Raw genomic sequence first — 16,311 nt, 5'->3', positions numbered from 1 at the left:
GGCGTGCATCATAGCCCGAACCATGCCGAGATTCGATCGGTGCATGCGTGCAAAGCCTCTATCGTCATGGCTTCGTCGTTGTAGAGCACCCAGTCGGCTGCCGCCAGCCGTGCCGCGCGGGTGGCCTGGGCGGCGATGATGGCTTGCACGGCATCGCGGGGCAATCCGTTGCGGGCCATGACGCGTGCGATCTGTGTTTCCGTCCGGCAGTCCACGACCAGCACGGCATCGAGCAGGGCAGGCCAGCGGCCGGACTCCACAAGCAGCGGGATGTCATGCACGATGAGCGCGCATCCGGCATCGGTGGCCTGCTGGACTTCAAGGGCCGTTTGCCGAGCCACCAGGGGGTGGATGATGGCTTCCAGCTGCTGGCGTGCGGCAGGCTGCTGGAAGACCAGTTCGCGCATGCGCGCACGGTCCAGAGCACCGTTCGCATCGATCAGTTCAGGCCCGAAGCTGCGCGCAATCTCGGGCAATGCGGCGCCTGCCGGGGCGGTGAGGCTGCGCGAGATCTGGTCGGCATCGATGATGCTTGCTCCGCGCAAGGCAAGCTGTGCGGCCACGGTGCTCTTGCCGCTGCCGATGCCGCCGGTCAGGCCCAGCCGGAAAGGGCGCGGGTGCGGACGTGGGGGCGGGGCGTTGCTGGATTCCATGCCGCAGTGTCGGATCAAAGACCGATGGCTGCCAACAGGGATTGCAGCATCTGCTGGGGTCCGAACACCATGGCGGCAAAGCCGGCGCCCGCAAGAAAGGGGCCAAAGGGAACATAGCCACCTTCGCGCAGGCGGCTGTTGATCTTCAGCGCAATGCCCACGACGGCGCCAATCACGGACGAGATCAGGATGATGGGCACGAGTGCCTGCCAGCCGAACCAGGCGCCCAGCGCGGCAAACAGCTTGAAGTCGCCGTAGCCCATGCCTTCCTTGCCGGTGGCCAGCTTGAAGGCCCAGTAAACCAGCCACAGCGAAAGATAGCCCACTGCGGCACCCCAGACCGCGTCGGCCAGAGTCACGGCGGTCCAGTGCAGCGCCGACGACAGCAGTCCGGCCCACAGCAAGGGCAGGGTGATGTCGTCTGGGAGCAGTGTGGTATCCCAGTCGATCAATGCCAGGCTCAGCAAGGCGGCGCTGAAAAGGCACCAGGCAGCGCCTGTGGGCGTGATGCCCCATTGCATCGTGCAGTAGGCGAATAGCGCAGCGCAGGCCAGTTCCACCAGCGGGTAGCGGATGCTGATCGATGCCTTGCATTCCGAGCACCGGCCCCGCAGCGCCAGATAGCTGAGCACGGGAATGTTCTCGTACCAGTGGATGGCATGGCCGCAATGCGGGCAGCGCGAGCGGGGGCGGCTCAGGCTCAGGGGAGGCTCGGCAGGGTCAGGCGCAGCAGAGGGGGGCGTGGCACCGGATTGCTCCTGCGCCCATTGGGCGCATTCCGCATTCCATTGCTGTTCCATCATGCGGGGCAGCCTATGCACCACCACGTTGAGAAAGCTGCCAACCAACAGGCCCAGCAGGCCGCCCAATGTAGCCTGCATCCAGAGTTCCAAAACCATCAGACCACCTGACCCAGCTTGAAGATGGGCAGGTACATCGAAACCACGATGCCGCCGATGAGGGTGCCCAGGAAAACAATGATGATAGGCTCCATCAGGCTGGACAGGCCTGCCACCATGTCATCGACCTCTTCCTCGTAGAAATCGGCTGCTTTGCCAAGCATGTGGTCGATGGAGCCGGATTCCTCGCCGATGGCGCACATCTGCAGCACCATGGAGGGAAAGACGTTGGCATTGGTCATGGCCACCGTGAGGCTGGTGCCGGTGGAGACTTCCTGCTGGATCTTCTCGGTGGCATTGGCGTAGATGGCATTCCCGGAGGCGCCGCCGACGGAATCCAGTGCTTCGACCAGCGGAACGCCTGCAGCAAACATGGTCGACAGCGTGCGCGTCCAGCGTGCAACGCAGGACTTTTCGATCAATGCGCCAAAGACCGGCATCTTCAACATTGCACGATCCATGAACTGCTGCATGCGCTCATTGCGCTTCCAGGCCTGCATGAAGAAGTAGAAGCCGCCTCCGATCACGCCGAAGATTACCCACCACCATTGGACAAAGATGTCGCTGACACCCATCACGAACAGAGTCGGGGCCGGCAGATCCGCACCGAACGAGCTGAACACGTCCTTGAAGGCCGGGATCACGAAAAGCATGATGATGGTCACGACGATGAAGGCCACAACGACCACCGAAATCGGATACATCAACGCCGACTTGATCTTGGACTTGATGGCTTCGGTCTTCTCCATGTAGGTGGCCAGGCGGTCCAGCAGGGCTTCCAGGATACCGGCAGCTTCGCCTGCCTCCACCAGATTGCAGTAGAGGCTGTCGAAGTAAAGGGGGTGCTTGCGATAGGCCGCATTCAGTGAGGTGCCGGTCTCCACGTCGGAGCGGATATCGGCCAGCAGGCGCGTCACACTGGGGTTGGTGTTGCCGCGCCCGACGATGTCGAAGGCCTGCAGCAGAGGGACGCCGGCCTTCATCATCGTGGCCATCTGGCGCGTGAACAGCGCGATGTCCTTGGGCTTGATCTTCTTGCCGCCGCGCGTACGGCGCTTCTTGATCTTGCTGGGAAGCACGCCCTGACGGCGCAGCATGGCCTGGACCTGATTGATGCCCCCGGCCCGGGTTTCGCCGCGGACGATCTTGCCGTTGCGATCCTTGCCCTCCCATTCAAAGACAAATTCCTTGATTCCTTTGGACGCGGCTGTGGCCATCGTGCTCCCTCTTTTGTTGTCTGCGCTGTCCGCGCTATTTACTCATTGGTGACTGCCAGCACTTCTTCGAGCGAGGTCAGTCCTAGTCTGGCCTTGTGCAGTCCGGATCCGCGCAGAGACCGTACGCCTTCACGCTTGGCCTGTGCCGCGATCTCCAGTGCGCTGCCGTCCTGCAGGATGATGCGCTGGATTTCCTCGCTGATCGGCATCACCTGGTAGATGCCGACGCGTCCCTTGTAGCCGTTGTTGCATGCTTGGCAGCCCACGGGCTTGTAGGTGACCCAGCTGCCATCGATGTCCGCCTCGTCATAGCCCGCCTCCAGCAGCGCCTCCCGCGGGATATCCGCAGGCTCCTTGCACTGGGGGCACAGGCGCCTGGCCAGCCGCTGGGCGGTGATCAAGATCACGCTCGATGCGATGTTGAAGGGGGCAATGCCCATGTTGCGCATGCGCGTCAACGTGGTCGGTGCGTCGTTGGTGTGCAGCGTGGACAGCACCAAGTGGCCGGTCTGTGCGGCCTTGATCGAGATGTCGGCGGTTTCTAGGTCACGGATTTCTCCGACCATGATGATGTCGGGATCCTGGCGCAGAAAGGCCTTGAGCGCCGTCGCAAAGGTAAGGCCCGCCTTTTCGTTCACATTGACCTGATTGACGCCGGGCAGGTTGATTTCCGAAGGGTCTTCTGCCGTTGCGATGTTCACCCCGGCCTTGTTCAGCATGTTCAGGCAGGTGTACAGCGACACCGTCTTGCCCGAGCCCGTGGGGCCTGTCACCAGAATCATTCCGTAGGGGCGCCCGATGGCTTCGATCAGACGTGCCTTTTCCTCGGGTTCGTAGCCCAGGGCATCAATGCCCATCTTGGCCGAGCTTGGGTCAAGGATACGGATCACGATCTTCTCGCCAAAGAGCGTGGGCAGGGTGCTCACGCGAAAATCGATGACGCGGTCCGGGCCGACCTTGAGCTTCATGCGGCCATCTTGAGGAACACGTTTTTCCGAGATGTCCAGGCGCGAGATCACCTTGATGCGCGAGGCCAACTTCTCCTTTATGGCAATGGGCGGTGATGCGATTTCGCGCAACTCGCCGTCAATGCGGAAGCGTACGCGATATTGATGTTCGTAGGGCTCGAAATGCAGGTCCGACGCGCGCATGTTGAAGGCGTCGAGCAGCATTTTGTGCAGGAACTTGACGATGGGCGCGTCCTCGACGTCCGCTGCCGCCGTGTTGTCTTTCTCCTCGGCAACCTCGTCGGGCTTGAGGTCGCCGAACTCGAAATCGCCGCCCCCGCTGTAGCTCTCCATGGCTTCGCTGGCGCTTTTGCTCTGCTGAGCTATCAGGCGCTCCAGCTTGTCGGCTTCGACGATGATCCAATCCACGCCTAGCTGGGTGGTGAACTTGATCTGCTCCGCAGCTTCCTGTTGTGTCGGGTCGGCTGTGGCCACCGTGATGCGGTTGCCGCGCTTGCTCAACGGGAGGACGCGATAGGAGCTGATGATCTTGGCGTCCAGCAACTCATGCGGCAGGCGCGCGGCGTTGATGGCATCAAGATCGAGCAGCGGCGCGCTGAACATGGTCGAGACCGTCTCGGCCACTTCCAGGGCTGAGAGGATGCCCGCGTTGCTCAACTCGGCAATGAACGAGGTGCGGTTGGCGCCGGCCTTGCTGGCGGCGGCTTCCGCTGCCTGCTGCGATACCTTGCCTGCTGATATCAGGGCTCGCCCGATGCCGGGAAGCGATGCAACAGCGGAAGCATTCTTGAGCGAGGAGTCAGCAACAGCCATGTAGCAAGACGTTTAAGAGGAAAGGACATTTATCCTATCATCCCTGAAGGCTTGAAAGGCCAGACGCACTGCTGCGCACCCAGGTCTTGAACCTGGCTCAATGGTGGCGTGGTGATGAAGTGACCAGAAATGGTCGGGGTGAGAGGATTCGAACCTCCGGCCTCTACGTCCCGAACGTAGCGCTCTACCAGGCTAAGCTACACCCCGTTGCTTTTTTAGACAAAGCAATGCAGCCTGAAATCAGGTGCGTCGCTCCAAAAGCTGAGAGGCTAATTGTAGCAAACTTGCCGTATGCAAATTGCTCGGGAGCACATTTATTGCGTCAATGGCGCGGCGTGCCTCGGCATGGGCGGCTTCGCGTGCCACATCCAGCGCGCCTGTGCTGCGCACGATATCCACAACGGCAGACAACTGCTCGGTTGAGCCCTGCTCGATGGCGTTGCGCACGATGGCAGCCTGCTCCGGAGTGCCGCGCTGCATGGCGGCAATCAGCGGCAGGGTGCACTTGCCTTCGCGCAGGTCGTCGCCCAGGTTCTTGCCCATTTCCTGGGTGTCGCCCGTGTAGTCGAGCACGTCGTCAATGATCTGGAAGGCGGTGCCCAGGGCCTGGCCATAGATGGCGCAGGCCTGTTCGATCTCGCGGGGGGCGTCGGCCAGCACGGCGCCCAACTGGGCGCTGGCCTCGAACAACTGGGCGGTCTTGGAGCGGATGACGTGCAGGTAGCCGGCTTCGTCCAGCGAGGCATCGTGCGTGTTGATGAGCTGCTGCACCTCGCCCTCGGCGATCACGTTGGTGGCGTCCGAGAGAATCTTGAGCACACGCATGCTGCCCACCTCCACCATCATCTGGAAGGAGCGCGAGTGCAGGAAGTCGCCGACCAGCACGCTGGCCGGATTGCCGAAGGTCTCGTTGGCCGTCGGGCGGCCACGGCGCAGGGTGGACTCGTCCACCACGTCGTCGTGCAGCAAGGTGGCGGTATGAATCAGCTCGACCACGGCCGCCAGGACATGCCTGTCCCTGCCTTCGTAGCCCAGCGCATTGCAGACCATGAGCAGCAGGGCCGGGCGAAGGCGTTTGCCGCCGGCAGCGATGATGTACTGGGAGATCTGGGCAATCAGCGGGACGGTGGTCGTCAGGCGCTGGGCGATCACATGATCCACCTCGCGCATGTCGTCAGTGATCAGGGCAAGCGGATTGGGGGTGGAGAGAGCTGTGGTCAAGGTACTGTGGCCGCCAAGTGGATCGGCAATTATAGGAAGAGCGATCCCGCCTGCGGCCGGCCCTGGCGGTAGATTGGGCGCGGGGTGGGAGCGCTTCATGCAAAGAATGTGGGTGCGTGCTAGAATCCTCGGCTTCCGTGGAAATTCGTTCGCGGAACTCTCAAATTCAAGAGGTTTAAATGTACGCAGTCATAAAAACCGGCGGCAAGCAGTATCGCGTTGCAGCCGGCGAAAAGATCAAGGTAGAACAGATTGCTGCGGACGTAGGCCAAGAAGTTGTGATCGATCAGGTTCTGGCAGTCGGCAACGGCGCTGAAATCAAGGTCGGCACACCTCTGGTGTCCGGTGCGTCTGTCAAGGCAACCGTGGTTGCTCACGGCAAGCACGACAAAGTGCACATCTTCAAGATGCGCCGTCGTAAGCATTATCAGAAGCGCCAAGGCCATCGCCAGCAGTTCACAGAGCTGCAGATCGTGGCGATCGCTGCTTAATACAGGAGCTGAGTCATGGCACAGAAAAAAGGCGGCGGCTCTACGCGAAACGGGCGCGATTCCAAGCCCAAAATGCTCGGCGTGAAGGCTTTCGGTGGTGAACTGATCACGGCCGGCTCGATCATCGTGCGCCAACGTGGCACCAAGTTCCATCCCGGCGACAACGTCGGCGTGGGTAAGGACCACACCCTGTACGCTCTGGTGGACGGCCACGTGTCGTTTGCTGTCAAGGGTGCACTGTCCAAGCACACGGTCAATGTGACGGCTGCTTAAGCTCTGTCACTTCGACGCTCGAAGCCCCGACCTGTCGGGGCTTTGTCGTTTCAGGAGGGTTGTGCATCGTGCCTTCGCCCTCTTTTCCGTCTCTGAGGTGTGGCCTGGGGCTGTCTGGTGCACACTGCTTTTTGTAAACTGGATGCCTCATGAAGTTCGTCGACGAAGCTTATATCGACATTTCCGCCGGTGACGGCGGCAATGGCTGCGTGTCATTCCGGCACGAAAAATACAAGGAATTTGGCGGTCCCGATGGTGGAGACGGTGGCCGTGGCGGCCATGTCTACGCGGTGGCCGATGTCAACCTCAACACTCTGGTGGACTACCGCTTCTCGCGCCGGCACGATGCCACGCGCGGTGAGCACGGCAAGGGCTCGGACATGTTTGGTGCGGCGGGCAACGACATCACGCTGCGCATGCCGGTTGGCACCATCATCAGTGATGCCGAAACCGGCGAGGTGCTCTACGAGCTGCTGACGGCCGGTGAGGTGGTCACCATTGCCAAGGGTGGCGACGGCGGCTACGGCAACCTGCGCTTCAAGAGCGCCATCAACCGCGCGCCTCGGCAAAAGACACCGGGCTGGCCTGGCGAGCGCAAGAATCTCAAGCTGGAGCTCAAGGTACTGGCCGACGTGGGTCTGCTGGGCATGCCCAATGCGGGCAAGTCCACCTTCATTGCCGCGGTCTCCAATGCGCGTCCCAAGATTGCCGACTACCCATTCACCACGCTGCATCCCAATTTGGGCGTGGTGCGCGTCGCTGCCGAGCAGAGCTTTGTGGTGGCCGACATCCCAGGCCTGATCGAAGGCGCCTCGGAAGGTGCGGGCCTGGGTCACCAGTTCCTGCGCCATCTGCAGCGCACCCGATTGCTGCTGCATGTTGTGGACCTGGCGCCGTTCGATGACAGCGTGGATCCTGTGGCCCAGGCCAAGGCCATCGTGGGCGAGCTGCAGAAGTACGATGCCGAGCTGTACAACAAGCCCCGCTGGCTGGTGCTCAACAAGCTGGACATGGTGCCGGCCGAGGAGCGCGCCGCACGCGTCAAGGACTTCGTCAAGCGCTTCAAGTGGAAGGGTCCGGTCTTCGAGATTTCCGCCCTGACGCGCGAAGGCTGTGAAGTGCTGATCCGCACCATTTACAAACATGTGCATGAGCAGCAGCAGATCGAGGCCGGTCCCAAGGAAATCGATCCGCGCTTCGTCGAAGTCGAGGGTGATGGCGTGGATCTCACCGATCCGCGTTTTGCCCCCCGCGATTCCGAGTAAGAGCCGCCTGCCGCTCCCATTGCCTTGAACACAACAGCGGCGCGGCCTGCCTGGGCCTGCGCTGCAAGAATCACTATCCATCCATGTCTTCCAACTTGTTGCGTGATGCCCATCGCATCGTGGTCAAGGTCGGCTCCAGCCTGGTGACCAATGAAGGTCGCGGTCTTGATGAAGCCGCCATCCAGGAGTGGAGCCGCCAGTTGGCGGCTCTGGTGCGCGGGGATGAGAGCCATGGCGGTCAGCGGCGCGAGGTGATCATGGTCTCCAGCGGCGCGGTGGCTGAAGGTATGAAGCGCCTTGGCTGGGCCGCGCGGCCCAAGGAGATCCATGAGCTGCAGGCCGCTGCAGCCGTGGGCCAGATGGGGCTGATACAGATGTACGAGTCCAAGCTGCGCGAGCAGGGCATGGGCAGTGCCCAGGTGCTGCTCACGCATGCCGACCTGGCGGACCGCGAGCGCTATCTGAATGCGCGCAACACCTTGCTGACGCTGCTGGAGCTGGGCATCGTGCCGGTGATCAACGAGAACGACACCGTGGTCAACGATGAGATCAAGTTCGGCGACAACGACACCCTGGGTGCTTTGGTGGCCAACCTGATCGAAGCCGATGCCCTGGTCATCCTGACCGATCAGCGAGGCCTTTACAGCGCCGATCCGCGCAGCAATCCCGATGCGCGTTTCATCGACGTGGCAAATGCCGGCGATCCTGCACTGGAGGAGATGGCGGGCGGCGCGGGCTCGTCCATCGGCAAGGGTGGGATGATCACCAAGATTCTCGCGGCCAAGCGTGCGGCGGGGTCGGGTGCTTCAACCGTCATCGCCTGGGGCCGTGAACAGGACGTGCTGGTGCGTCTGGCTGCTGGCGAGTCCATTGGCACGTTGCTCGTGGCGCAGACCCACAAGAACCAGGCACGCAAGCAGTGGATTGCCGACCATCTGCAACTGCGCGGTTCCGTGTCCGTGGATGCCGGTGCCGTGGCCAAGCTGCGCGACGAAGGCAAGAGCCTGCTGCCTATCGGCATGGTGAATGTGGATGGCGAATTCGCCCGCGGCGATGTGATTGCCGTGCGCGATGCGCTGGGCATTGAGGTGGCGCGTGGTCTGGCCAACTATGCAAGTGCTGAGGCGCGTCTGCTTTGTCGTAAGAGCTCGGTGGAGATCGAGCGCCTGCTGGGCTATTCCGCAGGCCCGGAGATGGTGCACCGCGACAACATGGTGATTGCCGGGCACTGATGCCTGCGCAATCGGGGCAAAGAAAAAGCGCACCCTCGGGTGCGCTTTTGCATGGAGCCTTTGGCTTCAGGCCTTGCCTGGATCGGGGTGTAAGACCTGCTGCTGCCCTGACTGTGGATCAGGATCGAAGCATGCTCCAGGCGGCAACTCCATACCGGGATTGACACGAAAGCTGCCTGAGCGCGCCGGATGCAAGCCTGGAGCGCCATAGGTCTCGGGGCCTGTTTCATGGGCTTCCCTGGGGCGCATGCCGCTGCGAAGATAGCGGTTGCGCTGTTGCTCGCCCCGTGGCAGAAAGCGTGCCAGCTCGGTCAGGGCCATCTCGTAGACGCCGCGTTTGAACTCCACCACCACATCCAGTGGTACCCAGTAGTCGTTCCAGCGCCAGGCGTCGAATTCGGGATGGTCGGTGGCACGCAGGTTCAAATCCCAGTCGTGACCCATGAGTTGCAGCAAATACCAGATCTGCTTCTGGCCTTTGTAGTGTCCGCGCGCATCGCGGCGGATGTACCGGTCTGGCACCTCGTAGCGCAACCAGTCCCGGGTGCGGGCGACCACGCGAACGTGGTTGGGCATCAACCCCACTTCCTCATGCAGTTCCCGGAACATGGCCTGTTCGGGTGTCTCCCCCCGGTCAATGCCGCCCTGTGGAAACTGCCAGCTGTGGGTGCGGATGCGCTTGCCCCAGAACACCTGGTTCTTTTGGTTGAGCAGGATGATGCCGACGTTCGGGCGAAATCCGTCCCGGTCAAGCATAATCGAACCCCAATTTTCTGAATTGTGTCCATTATGCACGGTGCCTTGCCAGCGGCAAGCACGCTGCCCCGATTCCCGCGAAGCCCCTGATCCATGAAAGCCTCCCAATTTTTCATCTCCACCCTCAAGGAAGCTCCGGCCGATGCCGAAGTGGTCAGCCACAAGCTCATGACGCGGGCCGGCCTGATCAAGAAGCTGGGCGCAGGCATCTATAACTACATGCCCATGGGGCTGCGCGTGATCCGCAAGGTCGAGGCCATCGTGCGCGAGGAAATGAACCGTGCCGGTGCCGTGGAAGTGACCATGCCCGTGGTCCAGCCTGCCGAGATGTGGGAGGAGACCGGCCGCTTCGAGAAGATGGGCCCCGAGCTGCTGCGCATCAAGGACCGCCATGGCCGTGACTTCGTGATCCAGCCCACCAGCGAAGAGGTGGTGACGGACATTGCGCGCCAGGAGCTCAAGAGCTACAAGCAGCTGCCCAAGAATTTCTACCAGATCCAGACCAAGTTCCGCGACGAGCGCCGCCCGCGCTTTGGCCTGATGCGCGGCCGCGAGTTCATCATGAAGGACGCCTATTCCTTCGACAAGGACCGCGATACCGCCCAGATCAGCTACCAGACCATGCGCGCGGCCTACAAGCGCATCTTCGACCGCTTCGGCCTGCAATACCGTGCCGTGCGCGCCGACAGCGGCGCCATCGGCGGTGATCTGAGCGAGGAATTCCAGGTGATCGCCTCCACGGGCGAAGACGCCATCGTCTACTGCCCCAGCAGCGACTACGCCGCCAATATCGAGAAGGCCGAGGCCCTGGCGCCTGCAGGCCCCCGTCCCGCTGCAGCCCAGGCCATGGCCCGTGTGGCAACGCCGGGCAACAGCACCTGCGAATCCGTGGCTGGCCAGCTGGGCCTGCCGCTGTCGCAGACGGTGAAGTCCCTGGTGCTGGCCACCGACAAGCTCGACGACAAGGGCGATGTGGCGGGAAGCCAGGTCTGGTTGCTGCTGCTGCGTGGCGACCATGAGATGAACGAGATCAAGGTGGCCAAGGTGCCTGGCCTGGACGTGGGCTTCCGCTTTGCCACTGTGGCCGAGATCGAGGAGCACTTCGGTTGCCAGCCCGGCTACCTGGGCCCCATCGGCCTGAAGAAGCCCGTGAAGCTGGTCGTGGACCGCGAGGTCGCCGTGATGGCCGACTGGGTCTGCGGCGCGAACGAGGCCGACTTCCACATCACCGGCGTGAACTTTGGCCGTGACCTGCCCGAGCCTGATGTCGTGGCCGACCTGCGCAATGTGGTGGCCGGCGACAAGTCCCCCGATGGCGCAGGCGAGCTGGCCATCGAGCGCGGCATCGAAGTGGGCCATGTGTTCTACCTGGGTACCAAGTACTCCCAGGCCATGAACGCCACCTTCCTGGCCGAGAACGGCAAGCCCTCGCTGTTTGAAATGGGTTGCTACGGCATTGGCGTGACACGCCTGCCCGCTGCCGCCATCGAGCAGAACCATGACGAGCGCGGCATCATCTGGCCCGACGCGATTGCACCCTTCACCGTGGTGGTCTGCCCCATCGGCATGGACCGCAGCGAGCCCGTGAAGGAAGCCGCCGAGAAGCTGCATGCCGAGTTGCTGGCACTGGGCGTGGACGTGATCCTGGATGACCGCGGCGAACGCCCGGGCGCCATGTTTGCCGACTGGGAACTGATTGGCGTGCCGCACCGCGTGGTGCTGTCCGACCGCGGCCTGAAGGAAGGCCAGGTCGAGTACCAGCATCGCCGCGACACGGAAGCGACCAAGATGGCCGCTGCCGATGTGCTGGGCCATCTCAAGCAGAGGCTGGGTCTGTGAGCCAGGCCCCCGTGATAGCGCGCCGCGATTGCCTGCGCCTGGCGGCTTCGCTGGGTGCTGCGCCGTTGCTGGGCGCGGTGGCCGCGCCAGCCTGGGCTGGCGGGCAGCTGGAAGAGCCGCTGGCCGATTCGGTGCGCACCGCGCTGAGTTCGGCCGTCACGGGATCGGCGCCGCCCGAGCTGCGCTTTGCCTCTACCGAGGCCCGCATGGACTATCTGCGCTGGCTCACTGCCAGCAGCGAGCGCCTGCGTTCGCGCAAGCCCGAACTGGCGACTCGGCTGGAGTTCCTGCAAACCGTCTGGTACGAGTCCAAGCGCGCCGGCCTGGAAGTCTCGCTGGTGATGGGGCTGGTGCAGGTGGAGAGCGCGTTCCGCAAGTTCGCCATCTCCAGCGTGGGCGCGCGCGGCTATATGCAGATCATGCCGTTCTGGATGCGGCTGATCGGCGATGGCGACATCGGCAAGCTGTTTCACATGCAGACCAATCTGCGCTTTGGCTGCGTGATCCTGCGCCACTATCTGGACCGCGAAAACGGCGATGCCTACATGGCGCTGGGCCGCTACAACGGCAGCCGCGGCCAGCCCCAGTATCCGAATGCGGTGTTTGCTGCGCAGCGCCGCTGGGAGATCGAGCCCTCGCGCTCGGCCTGAGGGGCCGCAGGCTGGCGCCTGGCGGCAGTCCTGCAGGCCTGCCTTGCTGCGTTTTCAGGACGACGTGTCCGGCGACATGCTGGACACCTTGGCCACGGCTGCAGCCGTGTCGCCTGCGTTGGGCGGAGCGGCCGGGCTGCTGCCCGACATGCGCGTGACCAGCACCTGGTCGATGCGGTAGCTGTCCACGTCCATGACCTCGAAGCGGTAGCCGCCCCATTGCACGGTGTCCGTGCGCCTGGGAATGCGGCGCAGCATGACCATGAGAAAGCCGCCCAGGGTTTCGTAGTCCTCGGAATGCGGCAACTCGTCGAGCTCCAGGGCCTGCATCACATCCTCGACCGGCGTGACGCCATCGATCAGCCAGGAGTTCTCGTCGCGCCGCAGGATCTGTTCCTCGTCGCCCGGGCTGACCAGGCCGCCCATCACCGTGCTCATCACGTCATTGAGCGTGACCACGCCGACCACCAGGCTGTATTCGTTGACGATGACGGCAAAGTCCTCATGCACCTGGCGGAACTGCTCCAGCACCTCGGCCAGCGTCAGGCGGTCCGGCACGACCAGCACCTTGTGGACCAGCGAATCGTCCATGAGCGACAGGGGCTGGTTGTTCAGCGCGCGCTGGAACAGGTCCTTGGCATCGACATAGCCGACGATGTGGTCGATGTCGCCGTCGCAGACGGGGTAGGTGGAAAAAGGCTCCTCGGCAATGCGGACCCGGATCAGTTCATCGGGGTCGTCGCGGTGGAAGTAGGCGATGCGGTCGCGCTGCGTCATGGCCGAGCCGATGGTGCGCGAGTCCAGCTCGAACAGGTTGGCGATCACCTGCTGCTCCTTCGCGGCCAGCACGCCGGCGCGTGCGCCGGCTTCGGTCATGGCCAGGATGTCTTCGTGGGTGATGCGGTCATCGCGCACCGTGGGCAGGCCGAACAGCTTGGCAACGGCGTCGGCCAGGTGGTTGAAGCACCAGACCAGGGGCTTGAGCACCGCCATGCACCAGAGCATGGGGCGCAGCACGCGGATGGCAAGGGCCTCGGGCTCGGCCATGCTCAGGCGCTTGGGCAGCAGGTCGGCGAACAGGATGAACAGGGAGGTGACGCTGGCGAACGAGAGCAGGAAGCCCACGGTCTGCGCACGGCTTTCAGGCAGCCAGAGCATCAGCAGCTCGGCCAGATAGGGGGTCAATGCCCCTTCGCCCACCACGCCGCCCAGGATGGCGACGGCATTGAGCCCAATCTGCGTGACCGTGAAATATTCGCCCGGCTGGGCCTGCATCTTCATGACCAGTTCGGCGCGGGGTTCGCCGTCCTCCATCATCTGCCGCAGTCGCAGGCGCCGCGAGGCGGCCAGCGAGATCTCGGCCACGGAGAAGAAGGCACTGGTCAATATCAGCGCGACGATCAACAGCAGACTTTGGGACAGACTCATAGGCAGGGCGGAGAAGCGGGCGCAGGCGCGCTTTTCCGGATGTGAAAGATGTGACCATTCGACCACACATCGCATACCCCTGGCCCTGAGGCATGCCCGGGGAGTCCGCCGGCAGCGCGGCGCAGGCGAAAAAAAGCCACCCGAAGGTGGCCCGATGCTGCGCCGAAGGCGCGCGGTGCGAGAAGGCTCAGGCCTTGGGTGCCAGCAGCTGCTGCAGCTCGCCCGACTCGTACATCTCCATCATGATGTCCGAGCCGCCGATGAACTCGCCCTGCACGTAGAGCTGGGGGATCGTGGGCCAGTTGCTGTAGTCCTTGATGCCCTGGCGGATTTCCTGGTCTTCCAGCACGTTGACGGTGGAGATGTCCTTGGTTTCCACGCCGCAGGCCTTGAGGATCTGGATGGCGCGGCCAGAGAAACCGCACATGGGAAAGCTGGCGCTGCCCTTCATGAACAGCAGGATGTTGTTGCTCTTGACCAGTTGGTCGATGCGTTGCTGGGTGTCGCTCATCTGTGTGGTGCTCCGGGGTCGTGGTGGGCGCCGCAGGCGCGGCGGCATGGATGGGATTATTTCACTCTCGGCGCGGACTTTGAAAGCATGCGGGATTGCTGCGCCCAGGCCAGAGCTCAGGTCAGAGCGCTGGCCTGCCCTTGCCATTGCCCGCCCGTGCAGCGGGCAATGCCGCCCAGGTCGTGGCGATGCTGCACGTCGCCAAAGCCGGCATGGCGCAGCAGGGCGGCCACGGCATCGGCCTGGTCCCAGCCATGCTCCATCAGCAGCCAGCCGCCGCGGACCAGCAGCGCGGGCGCCTGGGTGATGATGGCGCGGATATCAACCAGGCCATCGGCACCGCTGGCCAGCGCCGACAGCGGCTCATGCGCCAAGGCCTGCAGGTGCGGATCGTCGTCGCGGATATAGGGCGGGTTGCTGACGATGAGGTCGAACGGTGCCTGCCCTGCCAGCGGCTGGAGCCAGCTGCCATGCGCGAACTGCACGCCCAGTTGCAGGCGCGTGGCATTGGCGCTGGCCACGGCCAGTGCGTCGGCGCTGGCATCCACGGCCCAGACGGTGGCGCCGGGGCGCTGGCTTTGCAGGGCCAGGGCTATGGCGCCGCTGCCGGTGCCCAGGTCCACCACGCGGCAAGCGCGGGCTGCCTGGGACTGGGCAGGCATGAGCTCCAGCGCCCAGTCCACCAGGGTCTCGGTGTCGGGGCGTGGGTCGAGCACACGCGCGTCCACGGCCAGATCGAGCCCGTAGAACTCCTTGTGGCCGAGCAGGTAGGCAACGGGTTCCGTGCCAAGGCGGCGTGCGCACAGCGTGGCATAGGCCTCGGCCTGGGGGGCGGTCAGCATGTCCTCGTCATGGGTCAGCAGCCAGGCGCGGCCGCCAGACTGGCGCCCGAGCACGTGCAGCAGCAGCATTTGCGCGTCGATGCGCGCAAGCCCCAGGGCCTGGGCCTGCTGCAGCGCTTCTTTGACGATGGTGGGATTGGGCATGGCCCGGGCCTCAGTTGTTGACCTGCAGCTCGGCCAGCAGTTCGGCCTCGCGTGCGGCCTGCAGCGCGTCGAGCACGTCGCCCAGGTCGCCTTCCATCACGGCCAGCAGCTTGTAGATGGTGAGGTTGATGCGGTGGTCGGTGAGCCGGCCCTGCGGGAAGTTGTAGGTGCGGATGCGGTCGCTGCGGTCGCCGCTGCCGATCAGGCCCTTGCGCAGTGCGGCCTCCTTGGCTTCGCGCTCGCTGCGTTCCTTCTCCTGCAGGCGCGCCTGCAGCACCTGCAGGGCCTTGGCCTTGTTGCTGTGCTGGCTGCGGCCGTCCTGGCACTCGGCGACGATGCCCGTGGGCAGGTGGACCACACGCACGGCCGAGTCGGTCTTGTTGATGTGCTGGCCGCCGGCGCCGCTGGCGCGGAAGGTGTCGATGCGCAGGTCGGCCGGGTTGAGCGTGATGGCCTGGGTTTCGTCCGGCTCGGGCATGACGGCCACGGTGCAGGCGCTGGTGTGGATGCGGCCCTGGGTCTCGGTGGCCGGCACGCGCTGCACGCGGTGTCCGCCGGATTCGAAGCGCAGGCGACCGTACACATCCGTGCCTTCCACGCGCAACACCACTTCCTTGTAGCCGCCCAGCTCGCTCTCATTGGCGCTCATGATCTCGACCTTCCAGCCCACGGCGTCGCAGTGGCGCGTGTACATGCGGGCCAGGTCGCCTGCGAACAGGGCCGATTCGTCGCCGCCCGTGCCTGCGCGGATTTCGAGGTAGGCGTTGCGCGCGTCATCGGGGTCCTTGGGCAGCAGCAGGCGCTGCAGTTCGTCCTCCAGCTGGACCAGCTCGGCCTCGGCGCTGGCGATTTCCTCCTGCGCCATGTCGGCCATGTCGGGGTCGGAGAGCATGTCCTGCGCAGCCGCCAGATCGGCCTCGCGCTGGCGGTGGCGCGCATAGCGGCCTGCAATGGCGGTGACGTCCGCGTGCTCGCGCGAGATGGCGCGGTACTGCTTCATGTCGCCCATGATGTCTTCGCGCGAAAGCAGGAAGTTGAGTTCTTCAAGGCGCTGGGCGTAGCGCTCCAGTTGTTGGCGCAGAAAGTCTTGCATGGTGTGAGGCGGTGAT

The 16,311-nt window shown here is 63.7% G+C and carries 16 protein-coding genes and 1 tRNA gene; 6 read left to right on the top strand and 11 right to left on the bottom strand.

The window, feature by feature from the left end:
• Positions 1-8: 8 nt before the first annotated feature.
• From coaE to DACI_RS27760, 6 genes are all read right to left on the bottom strand, one after another.
• A complete protein-coding gene (coaE, locus tag DACI_RS27785; RefSeq protein ID WP_012207289.1) occupies positions 9-653 on the bottom strand; it encodes a dephospho-CoA kinase in 645 nt (214 codons plus the stop codon).
• 14 nt (positions 654-667) lie between these two features.
• Positions 668-1,552, bottom strand: a complete 885-nt coding sequence (locus tag DACI_RS27780) for a prepilin peptidase (RefSeq protein ID WP_012207288.1) — start codon at positions 1,550-1,552, stop codon at positions 668-670.
• The gene (locus DACI_RS27775; RefSeq protein ID WP_012207287.1) at positions 1,552-2,769 is read right to left on the bottom strand and encodes a type II secretion system F family protein; all 1,218 of its coding nucleotides are present in this window, start codon (positions 2,767-2,769) and stop codon (positions 1,552-1,554) included. The genes DACI_RS27780 and DACI_RS27775 overlap by 1 nt, the downstream gene beginning before the upstream one ends.
• 38 nt (positions 2,770-2,807) lie before the next feature.
• Positions 2,808-4,550 (bottom strand): type IV-A pilus assembly ATPase PilB, encoded by a 1,743-nt coding sequence (gene pilB / locus DACI_RS27770; protein WP_012207286.1) that lies wholly within the window; start codon positions 4,548-4,550, stop codon positions 2,808-2,810.
• 130 nt (positions 4,551-4,680) lie between these two features.
• Positions 4,681-4,757 (bottom strand) — tRNA-Pro (locus tag DACI_RS27765).
• Positions 4,758-4,790: 33 nt separating this feature from the next.
• The gene (locus DACI_RS27760) at positions 4,791-5,720 is read right to left on the bottom strand and encodes a polyprenyl synthetase family protein (protein WP_034396917.1); all 930 of its coding nucleotides are present in this window, start codon (positions 5,718-5,720) and stop codon (positions 4,791-4,793) included.
• A gap of 230 nt (positions 5,721-5,950) precedes the next feature.
• Here DACI_RS27760 and rplU point away from each other — a divergent pair, with 230 nt between their 5' ends.
• The 4 genes from rplU (at position 5,951) to proB (ending at position 9,032) form a co-directional block, all read left to right on the top strand.
• On the top strand, positions 5,951-6,262 hold the full coding sequence (gene rplU, locus DACI_RS27755) for a 50S ribosomal protein L21 (RefSeq protein WP_012207284.1): 312 nt from the start codon (positions 5,951-5,953) through the stop codon (positions 6,260-6,262).
• Between the two features lie 15 nt (positions 6,263-6,277).
• On the top strand, positions 6,278-6,535 hold the full coding sequence (rpmA, locus tag DACI_RS27750; protein WP_012207283.1) for a 50S ribosomal protein L27: 258 nt from the start codon (positions 6,278-6,280) through the stop codon (positions 6,533-6,535).
• A 149-nt stretch (positions 6,536-6,684) separates the two neighbouring features.
• Complete coding sequence (gene cgtA, locus DACI_RS27745) at positions 6,685-7,800, top strand: Obg family GTPase CgtA (protein WP_012207282.1); 1,116 nt, start codon at positions 6,685-6,687, stop codon at positions 7,798-7,800.
• An 83-nt stretch (positions 7,801-7,883) separates the two neighbouring features.
• Complete coding sequence (gene proB / locus DACI_RS27740) at positions 7,884-9,032, top strand: glutamate 5-kinase (protein ID WP_012207281.1); 1,149 nt, start codon at positions 7,884-7,886, stop codon at positions 9,030-9,032.
• Positions 9,033-9,098: 66 nt separating this feature from the next.
• On the opposite strand, the gene DACI_RS27735 is transcribed toward proB, so the two are convergent.
• Positions 9,099-9,788 (bottom strand): RNA pyrophosphohydrolase, encoded by a 690-nt coding sequence (locus DACI_RS27735; RefSeq protein WP_012207280.1) that lies wholly within the window; start codon positions 9,786-9,788, stop codon positions 9,099-9,101.
• A 93-nt stretch (positions 9,789-9,881) separates the two neighbouring features.
• Between DACI_RS27735 and DACI_RS27730 the strand changes: the two genes are divergently transcribed.
• The gene (locus DACI_RS27730; protein ID WP_012207279.1) at positions 9,882-11,627 is read left to right on the top strand and encodes a proline--tRNA ligase; all 1,746 of its coding nucleotides are present in this window, start codon (positions 9,882-9,884) and stop codon (positions 11,625-11,627) included.
• Positions 11,624-12,277: a lytic transglycosylase domain-containing protein gene (locus DACI_RS27725; RefSeq protein ID WP_043782812.1), complete on the top strand. Its 654-nt coding sequence runs from the start codon at positions 11,624-11,626 to the stop codon at positions 12,275-12,277. Before DACI_RS27730 ends, DACI_RS27725 begins: the two co-directional genes overlap by 4 nt.
• Before the next feature lie 54 nt (positions 12,278-12,331).
• Here DACI_RS27725 and DACI_RS27720 read toward each other — a convergent pair whose 3' ends face one another.
• The 4 genes from DACI_RS27720 to prfA all read right to left on the bottom strand — a co-directional run bounded on the left by DACI_RS27720 (position 12,332) and on the right by prfA (position 16,295).
• Positions 12,332-13,705, bottom strand: a complete 1,374-nt coding sequence (locus DACI_RS27720; RefSeq protein ID WP_043782811.1) for a hemolysin family protein — start codon at positions 13,703-13,705, stop codon at positions 12,332-12,334.
• Positions 13,706-13,892: 187 nt separating this feature from the next.
• Positions 13,893-14,216, bottom strand: coding sequence for a Grx4 family monothiol glutaredoxin (grxD, locus tag DACI_RS27715; protein ID WP_012207276.1), 324 nt, complete (start codon positions 14,214-14,216; stop codon positions 13,893-13,895).
• Positions 14,217-14,332: 116 nt separating this feature from the next.
• Positions 14,333-15,202 (bottom strand): peptide chain release factor N(5)-glutamine methyltransferase, encoded by an 870-nt coding sequence (gene prmC, locus DACI_RS27710; RefSeq protein WP_012207275.1) that lies wholly within the window; start codon positions 15,200-15,202, stop codon positions 14,333-14,335.
• A 10-nt stretch (positions 15,203-15,212) separates the two neighbouring features.
• Positions 15,213-16,295, bottom strand: a complete 1,083-nt coding sequence (gene prfA / locus DACI_RS27705) for a peptide chain release factor 1 (protein WP_012207274.1) — start codon at positions 16,293-16,295, stop codon at positions 15,213-15,215.
• Positions 16,296-16,311: the final 16 nt, after the last annotated feature.

This window comes from Delftia acidovorans SPH-1 (assembly GCF_000018665.1).
GTDB lineage: Bacteria > Pseudomonadota > Gammaproteobacteria > Burkholderiales > Burkholderiaceae_C > Comamonas > Comamonas acidovorans.
Note: the sequence above shows the minus strand (reverse complement) of the source record. Positions and strands in the feature narration are given on the sequence as shown.

What these genes read in the sequence shown, in the direction of transcription:
- coaE (WP_012207289.1), bottom strand. Translation starts at nt 653, where the DNA reads ATGGAATCCAGCAACGCCCCGCCCCCACGTCCGCACCCGCGCCCTTTC.
- DACI_RS27780 (WP_012207288.1), bottom strand. Translation starts at nt 1,552, where the DNA reads ATGGTTTTGGAACTCTGGATGCAGGCTACATTGGGCGGCCTGCTGGGC.
- DACI_RS27775 (WP_012207287.1), bottom strand. Translation starts at nt 2,769, where the DNA reads ATGGCCACAGCCGCGTCCAAAGGAATCAAGGAATTTGTCTTTGAATGG.
- pilB (WP_012207286.1), bottom strand. Translation starts at nt 4,550, where the DNA reads ATGGCTGTTGCTGACTCCTCGCTCAAGAATGCTTCCGCTGTTGCATCG.
- DACI_RS27760 (WP_034396917.1), bottom strand. Translation starts at nt 5,720, where the DNA reads ATGCGCGAGGTGGATCATGTGATCGCCCAGCGCCTGACGACCACCGTC.
- rplU (WP_012207284.1), top strand. Translation starts at nt 5,951, where the DNA reads ATGTACGCAGTCATAAAAACCGGCGGCAAGCAGTATCGCGTTGCAGCC.
- rpmA (WP_012207283.1), top strand. Translation starts at nt 6,278, where the DNA reads ATGGCACAGAAAAAAGGCGGCGGCTCTACGCGAAACGGGCGCGATTCC.
- cgtA (WP_012207282.1), top strand. Translation starts at nt 6,685, where the DNA reads ATGAAGTTCGTCGACGAAGCTTATATCGACATTTCCGCCGGTGACGGC.
- proB (WP_012207281.1), top strand. Translation starts at nt 7,884, where the DNA reads ATGTCTTCCAACTTGTTGCGTGATGCCCATCGCATCGTGGTCAAGGTC.
- DACI_RS27735 (WP_012207280.1), bottom strand. Translation starts at nt 9,788, where the DNA reads ATGCTTGACCGGGACGGATTTCGCCCGAACGTCGGCATCATCCTGCTC.
- DACI_RS27730 (WP_012207279.1), top strand. Translation starts at nt 9,882, where the DNA reads ATGAAAGCCTCCCAATTTTTCATCTCCACCCTCAAGGAAGCTCCGGCC.
- DACI_RS27720 (WP_043782811.1), bottom strand. Translation starts at nt 13,705, where the DNA reads ATGAGTCTGTCCCAAAGTCTGCTGTTGATCGTCGCGCTGATATTGACC.
- grxD (WP_012207276.1), bottom strand. Translation starts at nt 14,216, where the DNA reads ATGAGCGACACCCAGCAACGCATCGACCAACTGGTCAAGAGCAACAAC.
- prmC (WP_012207275.1), bottom strand. Translation starts at nt 15,202, where the DNA reads ATGCCCAATCCCACCATCGTCAAAGAAGCGCTGCAGCAGGCCCAGGCC.
- prfA (WP_012207274.1), bottom strand. Translation starts at nt 16,295, where the DNA reads ATGCAAGACTTTCTGCGCCAACAACTGGAGCGCTACGCCCAGCGCCTT.